Annotated in this window: 12 protein-coding genes; 9 read left to right on the forward strand and 3 right to left on the reverse strand. The window is 63.2% G+C overall.

Annotated features, from left to right (window positions below):
• Positions 1-174: 174 nt before the first annotated feature.
• Positions 175-423, reverse strand: a complete 249-nt coding sequence (locus tag FB461_RS08105; protein ID WP_142120932.1) for a hypothetical protein — start codon at positions 421-423, stop codon at positions 175-177.
• A 139-nt stretch (positions 424-562) separates the two neighbouring features.
• Between FB461_RS08105 and FB461_RS08110 the strand changes: the two genes are divergently transcribed.
• Positions 563-937 (forward strand): DoxX family protein, encoded by a 375-nt coding sequence (locus FB461_RS08110; RefSeq protein WP_142120934.1) that lies wholly within the window; start codon positions 563-565, stop codon positions 935-937.
• A 39-nt stretch (positions 938-976) separates the two neighbouring features.
• Here the strand turns inward: FB461_RS08110 and FB461_RS08115 are convergent, their stop codons facing one another.
• Complete coding sequence (locus FB461_RS08115) at positions 977-2,365, reverse strand: hypothetical protein (RefSeq protein ID WP_142120936.1); 1,389 nt, start codon at positions 2,363-2,365, stop codon at positions 977-979.
• Positions 2,366-2,570: 205 nt separating this feature from the next.
• On the opposite strand from FB461_RS08115, the gene FB461_RS08120 reads away from it, so the two are divergent.
• The 3 genes from FB461_RS08120 to FB461_RS08130 all read left to right on the forward strand — a co-directional run bounded on the left by FB461_RS08120 (position 2,571) and on the right by FB461_RS08130 (position 6,083).
• Entirely contained in the window at positions 2,571-3,581 is a 1,011-nt protein-coding gene (locus FB461_RS08120) for a hypothetical protein (RefSeq protein WP_142120938.1), read from the forward strand.
• Between the two features lie 46 nt (positions 3,582-3,627).
• A complete protein-coding gene (locus FB461_RS08125) occupies positions 3,628-4,413 on the forward strand; it encodes an SGNH/GDSL hydrolase family protein (RefSeq protein WP_142120940.1) in 786 nt (261 codons plus the stop codon).
• A 401-nt stretch (positions 4,414-4,814) separates the two neighbouring features.
• Positions 4,815-6,083: an ATP-binding protein gene (locus FB461_RS08130; protein WP_142120942.1), complete on the forward strand. Its 1,269-nt coding sequence runs from the start codon at positions 4,815-4,817 to the stop codon at positions 6,081-6,083.
• 261 nt (positions 6,084-6,344) lie between these two features.
• On the opposite strand, the gene FB461_RS08135 is transcribed toward FB461_RS08130, so the two are convergent.
• Positions 6,345-7,430, reverse strand: coding sequence for a DUF2075 domain-containing protein (locus tag FB461_RS08135; RefSeq protein ID WP_246046152.1), 1,086 nt, complete (start codon positions 7,428-7,430; stop codon positions 6,345-6,347).
• Positions 7,431-7,884: 454 nt separating this feature from the next.
• On the opposite strand from FB461_RS08135, the gene FB461_RS08140 reads away from it, so the two are divergent.
• The 5 genes from FB461_RS08140 to FB461_RS08160 are packed head-to-tail and all read left to right on the forward strand — an operon-like array spanning position 7,885 to position 16,697.
• Positions 7,885-8,505, forward strand: coding sequence for a DUF1819 family protein (locus FB461_RS08140; protein WP_142120947.1), 621 nt, complete (start codon positions 7,885-7,887; stop codon positions 8,503-8,505).
• Complete coding sequence (locus FB461_RS08145) at positions 8,502-9,101, forward strand: DUF1788 domain-containing protein (RefSeq protein ID WP_142120949.1); 600 nt, start codon at positions 8,502-8,504, stop codon at positions 9,099-9,101. Before FB461_RS08140 ends, FB461_RS08145 begins: the two co-directional genes overlap by 4 nt.
• 5 nt (positions 9,102-9,106) lie before the next feature.
• The gene (gene brxC / locus FB461_RS08150) at positions 9,107-12,619 is read left to right on the forward strand and encodes a BREX system P-loop protein BrxC (protein WP_142121348.1); all 3,513 of its coding nucleotides are present in this window, start codon (positions 9,107-9,109) and stop codon (positions 12,617-12,619) included.
• A gap of 12 nt (positions 12,620-12,631) precedes the next feature.
• Positions 12,632-16,114 (forward strand): BREX-1 system adenine-specific DNA-methyltransferase PglX, encoded by a 3,483-nt coding sequence (gene pglX, locus FB461_RS08155; protein WP_142120951.1) that lies wholly within the window; start codon positions 12,632-12,634, stop codon positions 16,112-16,114.
• Positions 16,107-16,697, forward strand: coding sequence for a hypothetical protein (locus FB461_RS08160; protein ID WP_142120953.1), 591 nt, complete (start codon positions 16,107-16,109; stop codon positions 16,695-16,697). Before pglX ends, FB461_RS08160 begins: the two co-directional genes overlap by 8 nt.
• Positions 16,698-16,749 lie beyond the last annotated feature (52 nt).

Raw genomic sequence — 16,749 nt, forward strand, 5'->3', positions numbered from 1 at the left:
TGGTCCGGGGGAGGACTTGCCCGCGGGGGGTGGTACCCCGCCGGCGCGGAGGTCGGTCGCGCGTGCGACCCGGTCGATCTCCGGTCCAGTCGGACGCAGGCTCGGCCGGGCCTTGGCGCCGGTTCCGAGGGAGTCGATCGACTTGCCGCCGCGCGTCGCAGGAGGTTAGCGGGCCTAGAACTTGGGTGCGGCGGGATTCTTGATGTCCACCGAGTACAGGAACCAGACGTACTTGCCGGAATTGCCTGACCAGTACGTTTCGCCATCCACCCACACCAGCCGGTTGCCCGCCACAACGGGTGTGGCCGTGAGCGCGAAGTTAACGTTCTTCCACTTGCTCGTCTTCAGCACTCTGCCATCGGCCGCTATGAGCTGATAGACGAGCGTGTTCTTGCCCTTCCGGGTCTGCGTGGAATACAGCACGATGGATCGGTTAGGCGGCGCCGTCCTGCAGACGCGCCGCCGCGGGCGGCGGGCCGCTTCCGTCCTCACCCGCCACCCGGACTGGCCCGCCATCCGCCTACCGGTTGCGCATCGCAGTAGAGCGCGATGCCATGGTGGTATGCGATCTCTGGTGCGGGTGCTGTTGGGCGGACTGCTAGTCGGCGCGGGCGTGAGCCACCTGACGGTGGCCCGGGACGAATTCCAGGCGCAGGTGCCGGAGTTCGTTCCTTTGGACGAGGACGCCACCGTGGTCGCGTCGGGCGTCGTGGAGATAGCCCTCGGGAGCGCACTGCTTCTCGCGCGAAAGCGGCGCTCCGCGATCGGCCGAGTCGCGGCACTGTTCTTTACGGCCGTTTTCCCCGGCAATGTGTCGCAGTGGCTCCACCACCGCGACGGCTTCGGCCTCGACACGGACACCAAGCTCTTCGCCCGGTTGTTCTTCCAGCCGGTCCTGGTAGCCGCCGCCCTGTGGTCCACGCGCAAGAAGCGCTGAGAGGGCGGGCCAGAGCGTTCGCCGTCAGAGGGCTTCCCGTCAGAACTCGAACGGGTAGGGACTCCTCCCCGATCGACCCCAGATCTGCCAGAGACGCCACGCCTTACCCACGGTGACCGTCGCCCGGTAGGCGGCGAACGCGACGAGCAGCCGCATGGTCCACAACGCCAACTGACTTTGGTCGCAGGTGTATCCGGCGTAGCAGCCAGGGCTTTCCAGGTTGGCCCAGAGGAACCAGACGAGGAGCAAAGTGGTGCCGATCAGGAAGGCGGCGGTGATCGTCGCCTGGCGCACGAGGCGATTCAGTCCGCTGGGTGCCTCGTAGCGGAACCGATACGGCCGAGGCGCGCACTGCGCTCGCGGATCCGCGACGGGGCTGCCCGTCTGCTCATCGCGCGGCGCCAAGTGGGTGACAGCGCTGCCCTCGTTGCGCGGAGGCTCGGCGAGCATCTCGTGGGGGAAGTCGTCGATGACCCGGCAGATCGCGGCCAATCGCGCCGGGAGGCCGGCCAGGGGCAGGCCATGCTGCACGCGCAGGATCTCGTCGGCGACCCTGACCTCCAGTTCGCCGCCCGTTCTGGCGAAGGGGACGTCGTTGAACAACAGCAACGCGAACAGGATGCGCGACGCCAGCGATTCCGGGGGAACGCTGATGTGGTGCCCCGGATGCGCGCTGAGCCGGACCAGGACGTCGCGGCCGGGTTCGGGATCGCTACGCAGCAGAAGCGCGGAAGCCGCCGTGCGGTGGAGTTCGTAAACGGGGCGACGCTCGGGTGGCACGCTGACGCCCGTCGCCAGGGCGAGCGGCCGGGACGCGGTCGCCAGCAGCGTCAGGTCGCGCACCTGCATCTCGACGAGGTCGGCGCCGGATACGCGCGCGAGGAGCGCAGGCAACCCCTCATTGCCGATTTCGCGCCGCCACCCCCAGCGCGAACTGTCCATGACTCCGGTGCCGAGCGCCGGCTCGGCGGCCTTACGTGCGAGCCGGGTCAACTCCGTGGGCCGGCGCCCCAGCCACACCTGATACCAGTGCTCGGGCCGAGCGGCCAGATCGACGGTGGTGCCGCCCGGCATCGACGCGAACAGTTCGTCCGTGACGACGAGCCGCCCCAGCCGGTCTGCCAGCCCTTGCGCGAGTTCGCTCGGGCGCATGGCGGGCCTCGTCCATCCAAAGGCGTCTGCGTTGATGCACCGCCCTGCGGCGGTGTCCACGGGAAGGTCGATCAGGTCGGCGGTGGGCATCCCGAAGCCGTTTCCACTACGCACGAAGGCGAGGATGCGATGCTCCTCGAGGAATTCCATGATCTGGGGCACCAGGTCGGCATCAAGGGGCCGCAGCACATTTAACGGCAGGATGGTGACGGTCTCCAGCACCGACGCGAGGGTCGCGGCGGGGACGCGCGGCATGGTGTCCCAGGAGATAGACATGCGGCCATTGTTCCAGGCGCGCGGTTTTGTGGACGAGGAATCCGCGCCGGCTTGGTGGCGGGATCAGCGCGCCCAACGTCTTCGCTGCGATGCCAGCCACGGGCGTTCGAGGTGCGGGAGGCCTCGCGCAAGGATAATGACGTCGTAGGCTCGCGACGGAGAACTCGTCCATGAATCCCCGCGCCCCAACCGAACGGAGCGAAGCATGCAACGACGCGTGATCACACTGGCGGCCGCGCTGGCGCTGGCCGCCGGGCTCTCACTGGTCGCCCAGCCTGGCCCGCCGGCGGATGCGCAAGCGGCGCCGGCCGCGGTTCTCCCGGCCAAGGGCACGGGGCGAGCGACAGTCGCCGGGACGAACTGCAGCGTCTTCCCGGCGGACAACTACTGGAATGCGGACGTCTCGAAGCTGCCGGTGCACCGGTATAGCGCGCGGTGGAAGAAGGCGATCGGGAAGCGTGATCTGCACCCCGACTTCGGGCCCGCGGGCAAAGGCGAGGTCCCCTACGGCATCCCGATCACCGTCGTTTCGGGCAAGAAGGCCGGGGTGAAGGTGCGGTTCGACTACGCGGACGAGAGCGACCGCGTGCGCTATCCGCTCAATGCGAAGACTCGGATCGAGGGCGGCAAGAACGCCGATGGCGACCGCCACGCGATCATCGTCAACGCGAAGACGTGCCGGTTGTACGAGCTCTACGACCTGCGCAAGAGGGGTGGCACGTGGACGGCCGGCTCGGGTGCGACGTGGTCGCTGCGCAGCAACAAGTTGCGGCCCGACACCTGGACGTCGGCCGACGCCGCCGGGCTGCCGATCCTGCCCGGGCTGCTGCGGTACAGCGAGGTGAAGGCCGGACGAGTGGATCACGCCATTCGCTTCACCGCGCCCGCGACGGCGGCGCGGCACATCTGGCCCGCGCGCCACGACGCCGGTTCCGGCTCCGCGAAGACGAGACCGCCCATGGGCGCGAGATTCCGACTCAAGGCGAACTTTTCAACCAAGGGGTATTCGCGCGACGCCAAGGTCGTCATCAAGGCGATGAAGAAGTACGGGCTGGTGCTGGCCGACAACGGCTCGCCCTGGTACTTCCAGGGCGAGGCCGATGAGCGGTGGGGCGAGCGGCTGATCAGCGATTTGAAGACGATTCCATCGTCCGCATTCGAGGCCGTTGATACGTCCGGCATGAAGCGGGCGAAGGGGAGCGGGCGGGTCGGATAGCCCGCGGAAGAGAACCGGTACGACCGCCGAGGTCTACGCTGAATTGATGCGGTACGTGGCCTTGGGAGACAGCTTCACGGAGGGCGTGGGCGACGATTTGCCCGGCGGCGGGGTTCGCGGCTGGGCTGACCTGGTGGCGCAGGGACTGGCACGTGCGGCGGGCGAGCCGATCCATTACGCGAATCTCGCAATCCGAGGGCGCCGAATGGGGCCCATCGTGGCGGAGCAGTTGCCGCAGGCGTTGTCCCTGTCCCCGATTCCGACGGTGATGACCTTCAACGGCGGAGGCAACGACATGCTCCGCCCGGTATACCGCCCCGATCGTCTGTTCGGGCTCGTCCAGCGGGTGATCGACGAAACGGCCAGCGCGGGGATCGCCCTGGTCATCATCAGCGGACCGGACCCTTCGGACCGGTTGCCCTCGGGGCGGCGGATGCATCGCCTCGGGCAGGCGCTGACGGCGAGCCTGCTGGCTGAGTCAAAACTTCACGGACATGTCTCGTTCGTGGACAACTTCAACGATCCCGAGACCCGCAAGGCACCGTATTGGTCCGCGGATCGGCTGCACCTGAATGCGCTGGGACATCGTCGGGTCGCGGCGAGGGTTCTCAATGGCATGGGCGTGACGGCCGAGGCTCCTGTCGCGGCTCCCGTCGCGGGAGACTCGTCCGATCCCCTCCGCAGCGCTACTGCGGAACTGCGCTACTACCGGGAACACGTGCTGCCGTGGCTGACACGTCGAGCGCGGCGGCGGTCATCTGGCGACGGCCGGGTTGCGAAGCGCGGACAGTGGACTGAGGTTTCCGCTGGTGAGGTCTGGCCGGACGAGTGACCCGGGTGCGCGAACGGGGAATGGTGCCATGCGGGGTGGTTGGGTGTGGGAGCGAAGGGCGGATGCCGGGTGGCGCGTCGGGCCATCCCCGCTTAAGCGCGGAGCGCGCCGCATCGTGCGACTGGGTGTTGTGTTCGGAGATGGCGGGTGACTCGAAGAGGACATCTCGCGGGCAAAGCGATGGGACACTAGCCCGCGTTTTCTGACGGCCTGTTATTTCAAGGCTGATGCGGGGTATGCCCCATCTAGCTTCGAGAGTATCTCAGCGCCATCTGCCATTCGACCGCCGCCGGGAACACCTCATCAGAACCTGCTAGTTGTCTTATAGAAGTCCTGCTAAACGTCCAATAGGAATGCTGCTAGTTGTCTGATAGAAGTCCTGCTAGATGTAGCATAGGGGCATGGGATACATGCGGAGAACCATCGATACTGAGTTGGACGAGTTGTTCCCCCATGTTGCGGCAATCGCCATCGACGGCCCCAAGGGCGTTGGAAAATCAACGACGGCGGAGCAACGAGCGCGCGAACAAGTAAGGCTCGACACGCGTGCTGTCCAACAAGTCATTGCCGCGGACCCAGAGCGGATCCTCGACCGTCCAAGACCGCTTCTGATTGATGAATGGCAGCGTGTCCCCGCCGTGTGGGACGTGGTGCGCCGTGCGGTTGACTCGAATCCGACAGGTGGCCAGTTCCTGCTCGCGGGCAGCGCGACCCCACGTTCTGATGCGCCAGCGCATTCCGGCGCCGGGAGGATAGGCCGCCTGCGCATGCGCCCAATGACGCTAGTTGAGCGGGGAAGCGCCATCCCGACCGTTAGTCTTGCCGGTCTGCTTCAGGGAGGCAGCCCGAATCTGGCGGGAAACTCGTCCGCGGACCTGGCCGACTATGTCGAGGAAGTGGTCAGTTCGGGGTTGCCTGCGATCCGCCCCCTGACCCCGAGGGCCCGGCGCTTCCAAATTGAGTCATACATTCGGAACGCGGTCGATCGCGATCTTGAGGAACTGGGCGTGACTGTTCGCAAGCCCGACACGCTGCTGGCGTGGCTTCGATCCTATGCCGCGGCTACGGCCACGACGGCCCGCTACTCCCAAATTCTTGACGCAGCAACGCCGGGTCAGGACGACAAGCCAGCGCGGTCCACTGCCATTGCGTATCGAGATGCACTCGCCTCGATGTGGTTGCTCGATCCGGTGCCAGCATGGACGCCGACACATTCCCCGTTCACTCGCTTGGGAGCCAACCCGAAACATCATCTTGCAGATCCGGCACTGGCTGCTCACCTGCTGGGATTGACACCTGAGCGACTGCTCGACGGCGTGGGGCGTCCGGTTGCAGGCACGGGCAGTATGCTCGGCAATCTGTTCGAATCGCTCGTGACACTCTGCGTCCGTGTATCGGCTCAGGCCGCTGAAGCCACGGTTGGGCACCTGCGAACCAAGAACGGCGACCATGAGATCGACCTCGTCGTCGTCCGCGAGGACGACAGCGTGGTGGCGATCGAGGTGAAGCTCGCCAATACCGTAGACGACACTGACACGCGCCACCTGCATTGGCTGAGACAACACCTAGGATCGCGCCTTTTGGACGCGATCATTGTCAACACCGGCCCCGCCGCCTACCGCCGCCCAGACGGGATCGGTGTTGTACCGCTGTCGCTGCTGGGGCCGTGAGGTGTGCGCGATAGTTCGTCTGCGGTCAGCCACGCACACCCCGCATTGTGACCTGCCCACAGTTCTGGGTGCGGCCGGTCTGACGCGCAGATCCCACACCTTGTCGCGCTTTGCGTAGTCCCAGTGTTGGGGATGGTCGGCGTCGATCGCCAGGATCCAACTCGTCATGACATGCCTCGTCCCTGTGAAGGGCGGGGGAGGCATGTCCTTTCCGGAAGCCTGTCGTTCCGCAGTGTTTAGTTGTGGTCGTGCCCGGTGCCGCTACCCCGGGTTCACCAGCTCGCGCAGTTTCGCGCGAGTCTCGACGTCGGTCGAATAGAGCACGGTGCGCTCCATTCCGCGCGTGAGCAGTACCTTGTACACATTCCGGACGAGCCGGTCGAAGTCCTCGTCCGAAACGCGTGCGGCGGAGCGGAAGTCCGGATCGCGGTTCTCGCTGCGCCGGGAGACGAACCCATCCCCGCGCCACACGAGGTCGGGGCCGAGGATCACGCCGTTGCTCGCGTACTCGAATCCCTGGGCGGTGTAGATGCAGCCGACCTGCTCGAATCCGCCGGGGTTGGTCGCCCACAGCGCCGAGGGCGGTGCATCGCCTATGGCGCGGTTCCCCTTGACGTTCCAGGGTTTGGTCCAGTTTCCGATGCGGACATCGTGGACGAGCCCTCCGTCAGGATTGGGATCCGACCACGGCCAGCAGAAGCCGGCGGTGATGCGGGCGGTGCGTCCCGCCTTGAGGTCTGCGCGAAGTGTGGCTTCGAGTTCCTCCGGGGATTCGGCGATGGAAATTGCGTAGGAGGGCTCGTCCTCCCACGTCAGCGGCCCGCCGGGCGCCAGACCAAGGAGGCGTAAAACCCAGGTGATGTAGGTGGCGGAGCCGCCGGCGCGATATTCGGCGGTGAGGTCGACCTGGCGGACGTTGATGCCGCGCAGGGCCGCGGCGGCGCGGATGTCGGCGACCGTGCCGAGTTCGCCGGGGCGCACCACCTGGTGTTCGTCGAGGAGGAAGACGGGCACGCGCGCGGCGTCGAGCAGTTCCTCGATCTGTGGACGAGCCCGCTCGCGGATCTTGTTGGGCGTGTACCGGTTGGCGGAGGTCTCGCGGATGCGGTGCGCCTCGTCGCTGATGAGCACCTCGATGCCGTTGCGGTCGGCGTCCATGAAGGAGTTGAAGTACTTGAACAGCGCCTGCGTGCGGGTTGAGCCCTTGCCCGCGACCTTGCGCAGCGTTTGGGTGAAGCTGCGCGAGCCGGTGGCGTGCAGGACGGTGCGGCCCTGGCGGGACAACTCCCCCAGCAGCGACAGCGCGATCACACTCTTGCCGCTGCCCGGCCCGCCGGTAACGACCACGACCCCAGCAGGGGCGTTGTGACACGCTGCTGAGGTCGTGAGTTCATGGGACTGAACGGCACAAGACAATGGGCGTTTCTGTTGAGTGACTACCGAAGCCATCAATGCCGTCCTGCGCGTGTCCGAGTCTTAGAAGGAGCTTTGATGACAAGACGGCCAATTCGCTTGAAGCCCGGTATGCGCGCACCGGAATCCCGCTACTACACGATGGTTCATCCCTCAGGGGCGCCGTTTGTGGGGATTGAACGTTGGTCAGAGACCGACGCGCCTCTGCCTCCAACTCCATTGTCTGGATTGGGATACAAGTAGTAATCGTAGGGCGGAGAGTGAAGTTTGGTCTCCGCCCCACTACGATGCGACGGCGTCGCCCGTTTCGTCAAAGCCTGAAGCGCGTCAGTGTCATAGGCCCGAGGTAGCCTAGTAACGCCGATGCTGCAAGACGAGGAGGTGTTCTGTGGGTAACGGCGATAGTGGTCCGACGCGCTACACGTTGTCGTTCACATCCGGCGCACTCTTGGTCCCTGAAGGCAGCATCTTGGCGGAGACATACCTGACGCTTGGCGACTGGGGCGAAGTGCGAAGAGTCGCGAGGGCAGAGAACTTGCTCCGTGCCCGGACTCTGGCGACTGCAGCCCGTCGCGTGCGAGAGACGGTTCAGAGACTCGAGACTCTAGCACCTACTGAGATTCTGTTGTTGTCTTCAAGCGTAGCGACCGAGCGTGGTTACGTCATGTGGTTGGCAACCTGTCGACGCTATCAACTGATCGGAGAATTCGCGGAGGAAGTTGTGCGTGAGCGCTACCTGTTGCTGACCCCGACCTTGCGATATGAGCACTTCGATAGGTTCGTTCGCGGCAAGATGCTCTGGCACCCAGAACTCACTGAGTTGCGTGAGTCGACGATGAAGAAGCTTCGTGCGACCGTTTTCCGAATGCTTGAGGAAGCGGGCCTGCTGTATGAAACGGAGATTCTTGGTGCCGTTATGTCCGACGATCTGTGCCGTGCTATCCAGGCTCATCGCCCAGACGATGTGCGGTTTCTTCCGACTCGTGACAGCAACGAGGCAGTGGAGTGACGCCCCACGAACTTTCCCGCCAGGAAGAGCATCTGTTTGCGGTGCTCAGTGGCGATCGCTTCTTGAAGATGGAGGGATTGTCGAACGAGGTCCCGTTCTTCATCTACCCCTACGAGCCGGAACATGCTCTCGATGTGGCCAAGGCGAAGAAGCGAGTCAAGAACCGTCTGGCCAGCAGCGGCATCGAGGTCCGCGAGATCAACCTTTACGACCTTTCGGTCGAGGTGCTCAAGGCGCGTGGAGACTGGGACGAGGTGCTTGAGGTCGAGCCCGAACTGGACAAGGTCGAGTTCACCGAAATGTTGCAGTCCATGCTCAACCCGCAGCAGCACCTCGCACCAGCGATCCGAGCACGACTCGCAGACGGCGACTTCGACATCGTGTTCCTGACCGGGATCGGCGAGGTCTTCCCCTACATCCGCTCTCACAACGTGCTCAACAACTTGCAGAGCGTCGTGGTGGGCCGACCGATGCTCATGTTCTTTCCCGGCCGCTACGAGCAGTCCGACACGCTCGGCTCATCGCTGGTGCTGTTCGGCAGGTTGAAGGACGACCAGTACTACCGCGCCAAGAACATTCTGGAACAGGAACCGTGACCGCCATGCACCTCACTGAGATTTTCGCCAAGGACGTCCAGCGGCCCATCGAGGGCGTCATCAAGGCTGATGACGTTGCCCACCTGGGCACCGAGGTCGACGAGTACGTCCTGACCAATGAAGCAGCCAAGGGACTGGAGCTTCTGCTTGAGGCGTACACGAACTACACCAACGCGAACGGCGTTTGGATTTCAGGCTTCTTCGGCTCCGGTAAGTCTCACCTGTTGAAAATGCTCGCACATCTCCTCGGCGACGTGGAGGGTGACAACTTCCCGCGCGAGCGGGTCTCGGAGAGCTTCCGTGCCAAGGCCGCAGACGCCTTTCTGCCACCCCTTCTCGACAAGGCTGACCGCATCCCTGCGAAGAGCCTGCTGTTCAACATCGATCAGAAGGCCACCCTGATCAGCAAGGATCAGACCGACGCGCTGCTGCGCGTGTTCGTGAAGGTCTTCGATGAGTCTCGCGGCTACTACGGCGACCAAGGCCATATCGCTCGGTTCGAGCGCCAGCTCGACGACGAGGGTCAGCTTGACGCGTTCAAGAGTGCTTTCCTTGCCGTGTCAGGCCGGGACTGGGTGGAGCGTCGGCCGAGCTTCGGGCTTCCGACTGTGCGCAAGCAGGTCAACGAGGCGTACGCCAAGATCACCGGGCTCGACGCATCGACCGCCCCGGACATCCTGAAGACCTACCAGGACACGTACTCGGTCTCGATTGAGGACTTTGCCGACGAGGTCCGCGACTGGCTGGACAAGCAGCCCGCCGGCTACCGATTGAACTTCTTCGTCGATGAGGTCGGCCAGTTCATCGGCTCCAACACGCATCTGATGCTGAATCTTCAGACGATCGCCGAGTCGCTCAACACGAAGTGCGGCGGACGGGCCTGGGTGTTCGTGACCTCACAGGAGGACATGGACAAGGTCGTCGGCGACCGCACCAAGCAGCAGGGCAACGACTTCTCGAAGATTCAGGCCCGGTTCAAGACCCGAGTGAAACTCACCTCCGCAGACGTCGAAGAGGTCATCCGCAAGCGACTGCTGGAGAAGAACGACAAGGGCACCCAGGTGCTCGAAGCCGTCTACGCGCAGGAGTCAGCGAACTTCAAGACCCTGTTCGACTTCGTCGATGGAGCGAAGACCTACCGCAACTTCACCGACGAAACCCACTTCGTCGGCACCTACCCGTTCGTCAGCTACCAGTTCCCGCTGTTCCAAGCAGCCATTGAGGGCATCTCCGACCACAACGTCTTTGAAGGCCGCAACAGCTCCGTCGGTGAGCGCTCCATGCTTGGCGTCGTCCAACAGGTCGCCAAGGACATCGGCGACGTCGAGATCGGCTCACTTGCCACCTTCGACGCCATGTTCGCAGGCATCCGCGCGTCGCTGAAGTCCGCAGCGCAGCGCTCGATTGACCGCGCCGAGCGCGACCTGCCCGACAGCGGCTCGTCGGTTACCAAGCTCGCCGTGCGACTGCTCAAGGCGCTGTTCCTGGTGAAGTACGTCGAGAGTTTCCAGGCCACTCCGCGCAACCTGACCGTTCTGGTCTACGACCGGTTCGGACTTGACCTGCCGGCTTTGTCCAAGCAGGTCCAGGACGCACTCACACTGTTGGAGACCCAGACGTACGTGCAGCGCAACGGCAACGTCTACGAGTACCTGACCAACGAAGAGCAGGTGATCGAGGAAGAGATCAAGAACGTCGAGATCGACTCATCTGAGGTCTCCACCCGGCTGAACAAGGTTCTCTCCGGTGACGTGGTCAAGACCTCCAAGCTCCGGTACGCGAAGAACGGGCAAGACTTCCCATTCGGATACAAGCTCGACGACCAAGCGTTCGGTCAGCAGCGCGAGCTCTCGCTGCACTTCATCACTCCCGAGTACCCCTACGGGCCGGAGGAGATTCGCATGCACTCGGCGGGCAAGGACGAACTGCGCGTGGTCCTCGCCCCGGACGACCGGGTGCTGGCCGACCTGCGGCTGCTGATCAAGACCGAGAAGTACACCAAGCGCAAGCAGACCAGTTCGCTCTCGCCGGTCGAGGAGCAGATTCTGCGCGCCAAGGCGACTCAAAACGCGCAGCGGGAGAAGGAGCTCGTAGAGCGAATCCGCCGCGCCGTCGGGCGAGCCGATCTCGTGATCAACGCCGCAGACCTCACATCCGGGTCGCAGGAAGCAGTCACACGGATCACCGAGGGGTTCCAAGACCTCATCGCGCGTACCTACACGCAGCTCAGCCTGCTCGGTGGACGCACCTACAGCGAGCAGCAGGTTGCCGGGTTCGCGAACCCCGACCAGGCCGCCATGATTGACGACTCCGCGATCCACGCCCTCGCGGCCCCGGCAGATGAGGTGCTGTCGTACGTGCTGCAGCGCGACCGTCTCGGGGAGCAGATCACCGTCAAGAAGATCGTCGATCACTTCCAGGCCAAGCCCTACGGATGGGACCTCGCCTCCATCGAGTGCGTCGTCGCCTGGCTCGTCGGCACCTCGAAGATCACTCTCACGGTCGACTCGAACATCCTCAAGCGCAGCGAAGTCGCCGCGGCCCTGCGCAACACACAGAAGCACTCCCACGCCGTCGTCGCACCTCAGAAGACTTTCGACCAGCGCAAGGTCGCCACACTTCGGGCCTTCTGCACGGACTTCTTCGATGAACCCGCCGTGCCGAAAGACCCGCTCGAACTGGCCCGGCACACAAGCGAGCGCCTCCGCGCCAAGAGTGAAGAGCTTAAGGCGCGAGTCAGCGGCTCCAAGTACCCCTTCGTGACTCAGCTCGAAGCTCCGATCGCGCTGCTGGATTCTGTCGTGGGCAAGCCCGATGACTGGTACCTGACCGACTTCGCCGCTTCCGATGATCTGCTCGACGCGAAGACAGGCATCATCGACCCCATACAAGCCTTCCTCGGCGGGGCCCAGCGCAAGATTTACGACGAGGCAAGCGAACTCCTCGCGACCAACGCCAACAACCTCAACTATCTGCCCTCTGGGAGCAGCCAGGAGGTGGCCGGACTCCTCGCAGACCCGCAAGCCTTCCGTGGCAACCGGATGACCAAGTTGAAAGCCGCCGCAGTCGAGCTTGAGGCGCGCATCGACGAGGCGCTTCTCGCGAACCGCGACGGTGCGCTCCTGGAGATCGACTCACGTTGGGCGCCCCTCCAGACCAGCACGATCTACCTCGACGCCACTGACGCCGCCAAGCGCAACGCGACCCAGACAGTCAACACGATCCTCGACCGGATCGGTCGAGAGAGCCAGATCGCCGTCGTCCGCGAGATCGCCAACACTTTCGAGGAACACACCTACCCGACCATCCTCGACCAATTAGCCGAGAACCCCCGTCCTCGCGACGACGACACGGCGGTCTCGCCGGTTCCTGTGAAGCAGACCGTCTCGGTCAAGAGCATTAGCGCCATCGGCATCCACGGCGTACTGGAGACCGAAGACGACGTAGACCGTTACCTCGATGCGCTCCGCACCGCGCTGCTCCATGCCCTCAACGACGACAAGCGCATCGCGCTTTAGGAGACACCACACATGGAAACCGCACCGCTGAAGAGCTTCGCCACCTGGGCTAGGCGCGAACTCATCACCCAGGTCAGCGCCCGGCTGACCGCAGTACTCGCCCCCTCCTCACCGGAACGGGTCGAGAACCAGCGCGCAGTCGCCATGCTCGAACGCGATATCGCAGCCGCCGGGGGCGGCGCCAAGGGCAAGGACGCGATCGCCGACAAGGTCGCCTACACCTGGTTCAACCGCATCATCGCGCTCCGTTTCATGGACGCCAACGGCTACACCGGTATCGGCGTAGTCTCACCTGCGCACGGCCAGCGGGTCGGGCAGCCCGAGATACTCGCCGACGCGAAGCGAGGCAGCATCGACCCCGCTGTCATCACCAACAAGCGCGCCCTCGACACGATCACCGGACTCCTCGACGGGACGCGACCCAGTGCAGACGCTCAGGGTGAGGTCTACACACTCCTGCTCGCTGAGTACTGCCGTTACTGGAACCGCTCCATGCCGTTCATGTTCGAGCGTGAAGGTGACTACACCGAACTCCTCATCCCCGCGAACCTCCTCGCAGCGGACTCGATCCTCACGCGCGCGGCCGCTGCTCTCACCGAAGAGGTCTGTCGCGAAGTTGAAGTGATCGGCTGGCTGTACCAGTTCTACATCTCTGAACGGAAGCAGGAAGTCTTCGACGGATTCAAGGGAGGCAAGAAGGCAGGTGCCGCTGAAATTCCTGCCGCGACCCAGCTCTTCACCCCGCACTGGATCGTCCGCTACCTCGTCGAGAACTCGGTTGGCCGGCTCTGGATGCTGAACCATCCCTCATCCAGACTCGTTGCCCAGATGGACTATTACATCGCGCCGGTCGGCGAAGAAGCCGGCTTCCTCAAGATCAGCAGCCCTGAAGAACTGACGGTCATAGACCCGGCCTGCGGCTCCGGACACATGCTCACCTACGCGTTTGATCTGCTCTACTCGATCTACGAGGAAGAGGGATACGCTCCGTCCGAGATTCCCGAGTTGATCCTCACGCACAACCTTTGTGGCACCGAGATCGACCCGCGCGCGGGTGCACTTGCCGCTTTCGCACTCACAATGAAAGCACGCTCCAAACAGCGAACGTTCTTGACAAAGCGGCTCGCGCCGGGCATCAAGGTCATCGATCCCATCTCGTTCACCCTAGATGAACTGGGCTTTCTACTCACGAGGAACGGAGACCAGAGCGCGGAGGAAGCACTTTGGAATCAGTTCGCCGAAGCTGACGTGCTCGGGGCGCTCATCCAATCCGACCCAGAGTCAACCCAGTGGCTGTCTCACCGCCTCGAAGCACTTAGCGAAGCAAATGACCTCATCTGGTCGGACGCTCTCGACCGAGCGTCAAAGGTGCTCGATCAAGCGACGGCATTGTCGCGCCGCTATGCCGTTGTTGTCGCGAACCCTCCCTACATGGGCTCGAAGAACATGGGAGCCGCGCTCGCCGACTTCGCGTCTGGACAGTTCCCCGACAGTAAATCTGATCTGTTCGCGATGTTCATGGAGCGAGGGTTTGACCTCGTGAAGCCGGGAGGGCTCTCGGCGATGGTTACCATGCAGTCCTGGATGTTTCTCAAGTCCTATGCCGAGCTTCGCCGGCAACTGCTCAATGACCGCCACTTGGAATGCATGGTCCACATGGGGAACGGAGTCATGGGCATAGCGTTTGGCACGGCGGCAGCCGTCTGGCGTTCAACCACGGGTTTGGGAAACTCATCTTTCTCCTTCGTTTCGACGCTTGATCTTGACGGAGATAAGCCGAGAGTGTTCCCTGTGCCAAACTCGCGGCACACTGAGGTATCTCTTCGAGAGCTCAGTTCTATTCCGGGAAGCCCCATCGCCTACTGGGCATCCTCGGCACTTCGCGCCACGTTCCAAACTGGGAGAACTGTCGAAAGCGCTGCGCCGGTACGCCAGGGGTTTCAGACAGGAGACAATGACCGCTTCATGCGTTTCTGGCACGAAGTGTCCTGGGGGCGCGTGACCTTCGACGCCGAGTCGACGGAGGAGTTTCACGCAAGTGGGGCCCGATTCGCTCCGTACCTAAAGGGCGGCCCCCTGCGCAAGTGGTTTGGCAACGACGAGTACGTCGTGGCTTTCAATCCTCACGACTTCAGCGAACTCTCGAAGCTCGGGAACAAGCTTCCTTCACGGAACCTCTACTTCAAGGATGCAGTCACGTGGTCGGCTATGTCCTCGTCCGACTTCGGCGCGCGTTATGCGGGCGTCGGCAGTACCTTCAGCGCAAAGGGTGCGTGCGCGTTTCCGGCGGACAGTTACTCCCGCTCGCTTACACTGGCCGTCTTGAACTCGTCAGTGGCGCGCCAGCTCCTCGAGTTCATGGGTGCAACGATGGACTTCAACGTAGGTTCCCTGCGGGAGATACCCTTGCCTGCGGAGATTCCGGCGGACGACAAAGAGCGAATATCTTCGCTGGTTGAACTGTTGGTTGACTTTCACCGGCGAGACTGGAACTTGAGCGAGTCTGCGCCTGGGTACGAAGTGAATGCGCTAGTCAAGCGGAGCGGGGATGGCCGCCTTGGGAGTCTGGTCGACGGCCATATCGCGGATTGGCGAGTTTACTCTGCACAGGTCGACGAGGCTCAGAAGGCACTTGATGCGGTCATAGCTAAGTCCTACGGGTTGGAGTCCTCCGGCGAACTCAAGGTCACTCTGAACAACCTTGTAGTGGACGCCCAAGATCGCGCTGAGCGGAATGCTCAGGTGGGCGACATCATCGCTGACCTTGTCTCTTTCGCCGTGGGGTGCATGTTCGGCCGCTACAGCCTCGACGAGCCTGGCCTGATTCTCGCTGACCAAGGCGCGACAGTCCAGGACTACCTCGCCAAGGTGCCGCGGCCGACGTTCGTTCCTGATGCGGACAACGTGCTGCCGATCGTTGATGGTGACTGGTTCGAGGACGACATTGTGGCGCGGTTCCGCCAGTTCCTGCGGGCGGCGTTCGGCGAGGAGCATTTCGAGGAGAATCTGCGGTTCGTTGAGGAGTCGCTCGGCGTCAAGGCTCTGCGGGAGTACTTCGTTACCCGCGCTGGGCGATCCAAGTTCTACGACGATCATGTGAAGCGTTACAAGAAGCGCCCGATCTACTGGCTGTTCTCCAGCCCGAAGGGTTCGTTCAACGCGTTGATCTACATGCATCGCTACACACCGTCCACGGTCTCGACGGTACTGAACGAGTACCTGCGGGAGTTTGAGTCGAAGCTGGAGGCGAACCTTCAGCACCAGGAGCGTCTCGCCGCCGGGGATGGCACCCCACGTGAGAAGGCCGCAGCGCTGAAGGAAGCCGAGCGGCTGCGCAAGGTGCTGCTGGAGCTGGGTGAGTATGAGCACGACGTGCTCTACCCGCTGGCGTCGCAGCAGATCGCCATCGACCTCGACGACGGGGTGAAGGTGAACTACCCGAGGTTCTACCCGGCCCTCAAGAAGATCACTGGGTTGGAGGCCGTCGATGAGTGAGATAGACCCCAAACGCCCAAACTGGTTTGTGCGGAAGCATCGTGATCTGGGCTGGTTTGGCTGGTTCGCATATGCCCTCTTCTGCATTGCGGCAGTTGGTTTGCTTGTCTGGATCGTTGTCTACGCGATGGAGGGTGGGCTCAAGACCGCAATCACACAAACACTGCCGTTTTGGCTCGCAGGTATTGGTGGTCCGGCGGCGCTCGTCGCGATCTACGAGACAAGCAAGCGGACCACCCAGGTTGAACGATCGGTGGGCGACATAGCTGCTGTGAAGGATGGCGAAGGTCAGCGAAGCGGAGCGCAGGTTGCGTGGAAGGTCGAAGAGGTATCTAGGTCTAAGCGACGGATTGTGAACGTTGGGTCCGCGACCGCGAGCGATGTTCACGTCGATGACGTAACCAACCCCGAGGGGCGAAGTGGGTTCTTCCTACTTGATGATTCCCTCCCGCACGATGTGCCAGTCCATGACGGTATCGAAGCGAGTATGGATCGGAGCCTCGCTGATCCCTACCTCTCACGGGTTCGAGTTCAGTGGACGGAGGAGGGGGAGCCGTATGAAGCGACCTATTCAGTGTCCTAGTTCGAGCGCTTTCTTGGGTAGCGGGTGCTCAGTGAGTGAAATTGCGCAGATT

The organism is Rarobacter faecitabidus (genome assembly GCF_006716265.1).
In the GTDB taxonomy this organism is placed as follows: domain Bacteria; phylum Actinomycetota; class Actinomycetes; order Actinomycetales; family Cellulomonadaceae; genus Rarobacter; species Rarobacter faecitabidus.

Excerpts from the sequence above, each read along its gene's own strand:
- FB461_RS08125 (WP_142120940.1), top strand. The coding sequence starts at position 3,628 with ATGCGGTACGTGGCCTTGGGAGACAGCTTCACGGAGGGCGTGGGCGAC.
- FB461_RS08110 (WP_142120934.1), top strand. The coding sequence starts at position 563 with ATGCGATCTCTGGTGCGGGTGCTGTTGGGCGGACTGCTAGTCGGCGCG.
- FB461_RS08160 (WP_142120953.1), top strand. The coding sequence starts at position 16,107 with ATGAGTGAGATAGACCCCAAACGCCCAAACTGGTTTGTGCGGAAGCAT.
- pglX (WP_142120951.1), top strand. The coding sequence starts at position 12,632 with ATGGAAACCGCACCGCTGAAGAGCTTCGCCACCTGGGCTAGGCGCGAA.
- brxC (WP_142121348.1), top strand. The coding sequence starts at position 9,107 with ATGCACCTCACTGAGATTTTCGCCAAGGACGTCCAGCGGCCCATCGAG.
- FB461_RS08115 (WP_142120936.1), bottom strand. The coding sequence starts at position 2,365 with ATGTCTATCTCCTGGGACACCATGCCGCGCGTCCCCGCCGCGACCCTC.
- FB461_RS08130 (WP_142120942.1), top strand. The coding sequence starts at position 4,815 with ATGGGATACATGCGGAGAACCATCGATACTGAGTTGGACGAGTTGTTC.
- FB461_RS08120 (WP_142120938.1), top strand. The coding sequence starts at position 2,571 with ATGCAACGACGCGTGATCACACTGGCGGCCGCGCTGGCGCTGGCCGCC.